This window comes from Arcicella sp. (assembly GCF_964672035.1).
The window spans coordinates 1-5,118 of sequence record NZ_CBABQS010000145.1; the positions used below are offsets into that span (position 1 = coordinate 1).

General features: G+C 35.2%; 5 protein-coding genes and 1 pseudogene. 5 read left to right on the forward strand and 1 reads right to left on the reverse strand.

Features of this window, described 5'->3' with window-relative positions; all coding sequences use genetic code 11:
* The 5 genes and pseudogenes from AC1W31_RS20340 to AC1W31_RS20360 form a co-directional block, all read left to right on the forward strand.
* A pseudogene (locus tag AC1W31_RS20340) lies at positions 1 to 289 on the forward strand (xanthine dehydrogenase family protein molybdopterin-binding subunit); the annotation flags it as partial.
* A 318-nt stretch (positions 290 to 607) separates the two neighbouring features.
* The gene (locus AC1W31_RS20345; RefSeq protein WP_481736335.1) at positions 608 to 1,846 is read left to right on the forward strand and encodes a TlpA family protein disulfide reductase; all 1,239 of its coding nucleotides are present in this window, start codon (positions 608 to 610) and stop codon (positions 1,844 to 1,846) included.
* Between the two features lie 190 nt (positions 1,847 to 2,036).
* Positions 2,037 to 2,405, forward strand: coding sequence for a response regulator (locus AC1W31_RS20350; RefSeq protein ID WP_481736336.1), 369 nt, complete (start codon positions 2,037 to 2,039; stop codon positions 2,403 to 2,405).
* 148 nt (positions 2,406 to 2,553) lie between these two features.
* Positions 2,554 to 3,321 carry an MBL fold metallo-hydrolase gene (locus tag AC1W31_RS20355; protein ID WP_481736337.1) on the forward strand — a complete coding sequence of 256 codons (768 nt, stop codon included), beginning with the start codon at positions 2,554 to 2,556 and terminating at the stop codon, positions 3,319 to 3,321.
* Positions 3,322 to 3,325: 4 nt separating this feature from the next.
* Positions 3,326 to 4,084, forward strand: coding sequence for a hypothetical protein (locus AC1W31_RS20360; RefSeq protein WP_481736338.1), 759 nt, complete (start codon positions 3,326 to 3,328; stop codon positions 4,082 to 4,084).
* A gap of 209 nt (positions 4,085 to 4,293) precedes the next feature.
* Here AC1W31_RS20360 and AC1W31_RS20365 read toward each other — a convergent pair.
* Positions 4,294 to 5,118 (reverse strand): gluconate:H+ symporter (locus AC1W31_RS20365; RefSeq protein ID WP_481736339.1); only part of this gene is annotated, 825 nt, incomplete at its 5' end.

The window sequence follows — 5,118 nt, forward strand, 5'->3', positions numbered from 1 at the left end:
CGTAAAAGCACAAACCGAAGGTGCCATTATTATGGGTTTAAGCGCCACTCTTTTTGAAGAGGTAACCGTGAAAGATGGCTTAGCAACCCCCAATGCCTTCGGATATTATCCCATGGCATATCTACGTGATGCTCCCGAGATTGACGTAGTTTTATTGTCAAGTGGCGATAATCCCCGTGGTGTTGGAGAACCTCCCATTGGCCCAATTGGAGCCGCAATTGCCAATGCAGTGTTTAATTTAACGGGGAAAAGATTAAATCGGATTCCCTTACAATCGCATATTTCATAAGTTTTTGAGTTAAGGAGTTTCATAAAGTAAGCATAATTTACTTTGTGAAACTCTTTTCATTTTCAGAATTTAGCAAACAAATACCATCTATTTAACTGTAAATCAGCCACTTAATCTCAAAAATAAGAGTTATGTACAATATTTATTTCCCATTTTCAAATTTATGCGATAACATTATCTTCCTTTGAGAAAATTTAGTAATTTTATCAGATTACTGGTTTAATATAAGATAATTTTTGTTACCATTATTCATACAACAGCCAAAAACGGCACAATTTTAGGATAAGCTTATCCAGTATCTTAAAATTAATATTGCTTATGAAAAAACTACTTTTTGTAGCTTTTGTAATCCTTACAAACTCTCTTTTCGCTCAAACTTTCATGGCACAAACCGACCCACCGATGTTAGGGAAAGTTTGCCCTGAATTTGCGATGGCTGTCATTACTGCCAATGGCTCAGAAAAAAATCTGTCATTAAGCGAACTTCATGGAAAAATTATTGTCATGGAATTCTGGGCGACTTATTGCGCTCCCTGTATTCCATCGTTAAAGCACTTCGATAAACTTCAAGCGCAATTCGGAGATGCCGTGAAATTCATCGCCGTTTCAGATGAAAATCGTGATAAGGTAGATGCCTTTATTGCTAAAAAAGGCCATAAAAATATCACCTACGCCATGGATTGGGGCCATAAATTGAATAAGATGTTTTATCATCATTTTATTCCTCATACCGTTGTCATTGACCAAGATGGCGTAGTGCAAGCGTTTTGTTCGCCCGATGAGATTGACGAAGTTGTTATGAGAAAATTAATCAATCGTGAACCCGTAGCCTTTACGATGAAACATGAATATCAAGAGGCCTCTTACACGCAATCAACGGGAGATTTGCAAAATTATGACCAACCTATCATTGTTAATAAACCGAGAAATCAAAGTTATAAAATTGAATTATCAACTTATAAAGTTGGTGCCGCTACTGAATTTATCAAAGAATCATCGACCGAATATAAATTTATCAATTGCCCTTTAACGTTAATTTATCAAATATTATACGACCAAAAAACAAGTCGAGTTCTATTGGACGTTAATGATAAATCGAAATACGCTTTTGATAATCAAAATCTTTATTGTTTGGAACTGAACGTGCCAGATTATCTCGGAAAAAATATTCAGCAAGTTGGTTTACAACAATTAGAATCACTTTTTCCGTTAAAATCTAAAATAGAAAACCGAATTCAGAAAGTCTTTTCAATTCAAAAATCGGATTTGAAAGGGGCTATTTCCAGTGTAGATAGCACAGGAATTATTCAAAAAGGGTTAACGATAAAGGATTTAATGAATTATTTGGAAGGTAATCCTCAATTAGTTAATAATTTGCCCGTAATCAACGAATCTGGATTATCGGATACTACGCTTTTAGATTTAGATTGGTTTCAAAACTACCCTGATTCTATCGAAAATCGACTACGAACACTCGGTTTACACGGGGATGTAAAAATGGCCAAAATTGCCTGTTTGGTGCTTTTTGAACAGTATTTGGTTAGTAAAAATGAGTAGATTTGGATTATTCTTGAATTCTAAAATAAAAGTAATTTATTGAAATTAAATTTGCAACACATTGATATTTAGATATTTGCAATTTTTAATTTATAATTTTTAATTTTTAATTATCACATATCATTCATCACCAATAAATAATTGCCAACGGTTTCTTATCTTTACCACAACAATAAATTTTAAGTTTGATATGAAAAAAGTCTTAATTGCCGAAGATAGCTCAGTTATCCAAAACCTTGCTAAAAAAATATTAGAATTTCAAAACTTTGAAATCCATTCTGTGAAAAATGGACAGCAAGTTTTAGATGCTCTGGAAAAAGAGGATTTTGATATTCTTTTGCTTGACATCAATATGCCCGTAATGGACGGAATGGAATGTGCGAAAGCCGTTCGTGGATTGAAAGATGAGAAAAAAGCAAAATTGCCAATGATTGCGATTACGGGAAACGCTCGTAATTATTCAATGGATGATTTTAAAGAAGCAGGTTTCGACGATATGTTGGCAAAACCGCTCAATTTCGATGCACTCGTTGCCCAAGTAAAAGCCTTAACGGAGTAGTTATTAGAGATTAGGTAAATTAGAGATTAGGAATTTGTCCAAATATGAATTAATTAAATATTATAAAAAGTATTTTTGTTGTAATGTTGAGTTAATTTTAAGTTATTTTCTCCCAATCCCTAATTACCCAATCCCTAACCCCCAAATCATGCAAATCACCTTCTTAGGCACTGGTACATCGCAGGGCGTTCCCGTAATTGCCTGTGGGTGCGAGGTTTGCCAATCGCTTGATTTTCGAGATAAAAGATTACGAGTTTCCATCCATATTAAAGTGGACGGAAAAAGTTTTGTTGTGGATGCTGGTCCCGATTTTCGTCAGCAAATGTTGCGTGAACGAATCAAAAATTTGGATGCCATTCTTTTTACCCACGAACACAAAGACCATACCGCTGGACTTGACGATGTGAGGGCTTATAATTTTTTCCAAAAACGTGATATGCCTATTTTCGGACGAAAACACGTTTTAGCGCAAATCAAGCAAGAATTTTACTACGCTTTCACCGAAATAAAATACCCCGGAACTCCCCAAATTACCCTTAACGAAATTCAAAATCAGCCTTTTCGGGTTGAAGGAATCGACATTACTCCCATTGAAGTGATGCACTATAAATTACCCGTTTTTGGATTTCGGATTAAAGATTTTACGTATATTACTGATGTCAATTTTATATCGGATGAAGAAATCGAGAAAATTAAAGGTTCAAAAGTGGTCGTAATCGGTGCTTTACGCAGAGAGTCGCATTTATCTCATTTTACTTTATCGGAAGCCGTAGAAGTTTTAGAAAAAATTGCTCCTGAAAAGGCGTATATTACCCACATAAGCCATCAAATGGGCTTGCATCGTGAGGTTAATGAAGAATTGCCAGCGTTTATACAGTTGGCTTACGATGGATTAATTATCAATTTAGATGAATAATAAAATGAAAAAAACAATTTACTATCTTTCTTTTTTAGCACTGGCAACTTCATGTTCTCAGACAAAAAACACCATTGAAACCATTGATACAACAATCATCACTAAAATTGATACGGTTTCAACGGATACTTCAGTTTCAAAGGTAATGTACATTGAGGATGTGTTAGAATGCGTTGATTTACAAGGACTTGAAAATAAATACGGCGCTAATAATATTGTAAAAATTGATTCGATTGAATCTGGTGAAGGTACTTTTGAAACCACAAAACTTTTCGGAAATACGGATAAAGAAGTTGATATTTATTGGCAAGATGGTCATAAATTTAAACAAATTCAAGATGCAGTAGTAAGAGGTCGATTGGATGAAAACGCTAAATTGAAAAAAAATAGTCCTTGGGTTTCAAAACTTGGTTTACGTATTGGCATGAAAATGTCGGAAGTAATTGCGTTGAACGGTAAAACTTTTACCATTACAGGAATTGGCTGGGATTTAGGGGGAAATGTAGTAAGCTGGGAAGGCGGAAAATTAGCCAATAAAAATGTAAATATTCGATTTAACGATTATTCGGATAATATGGGCGGACTAAAAGAAGCGGAATATAATACGATTATTGGGGATAGAGAATTTGACACAAAACACCCCGCAATCCAAAAATTAAATCCAACGGTTGATGAGTTTTCGGTGTACAAAACTTTTGAAATCACGCCTGCATTGGGTCAGAAAATGACGAAAGAGGTTGAGAAGAAACAGATTAAGCGATAATAATTAGACTACGGATTATACAGATTTTGCGGATTTAATACACTGTTTAAGACAGTTATTTCAACTTCCCGAAAGTAGAAATAACTTTCGGGAAGTTCCCCAATCAAAGATTTTAAGATGAAAATTATTTAGAAACTTATTAAACACTGTATTGAATAAAATTCCGTGTAAATCTGTAAAATCCCTGATATCCGTGGTCTATATTTTTTCTACACTACTAAATTCAAAATCATTACTCCAATAATTCCGACAAACGAGACGATACTTTCCATCATTGACCATGAACGAATGGTGTTTTTAATACTCAAATTAAAGTACTCTTTGAACAACCAAAAACCTGGGTCATTCACGTGAGAAAACATTAAACTTCCAGAACCAATCGCCAGAACCATCAACTCAGGATTTGCTCCTGTTTGTTGAACCATTGGAGCGATAATCCCCGCCGTTGTCAAGCCCGCAACCGTTGCCGAACCCACACATATACGAATAATAGCAGCTACTAACCACCCGATAATCAGTGGGTTAAACGGAAGATTCTTTAACACCTCCGCAATTTCATTACTCACCCCGCTTTCAATTAAAATCTGTTTCAATGCCCCTGCTCCACCAATAATTAAGATAATCATCGAAACATCTTTGACCGCATGCGTATAATAATCCATGATTTTTTTCATCGTAAAACCCATCTTTATACCAAGCGTAAATGTGGCAACTGTCACAGAAATTAACATGACAATTTGTGGGTCGCTGATAAATGTAGTAATTGATTTTAGGGCGGGAATATCCTTTGCATAAATGGCTAAAATGGTGGTGAAAGCCAGTAAAAAAACGGGTAAAAGAGCCGTTAAAAAGCTGTTTAATGTACTTGGTAATTGTTCCTCTGCGAGGGTTTCGTTTTGGAATGTTTTTAAAGGAATTGAGGGGATTTTTTTTAGCGTTGTGGCAAAAAGTGGTCCTCCGATGATAATAGCAGGAATCGCAACGGCAAGACCATATAATAAAGTAATACCCATATTTGCCTGAAACTGAGCAAC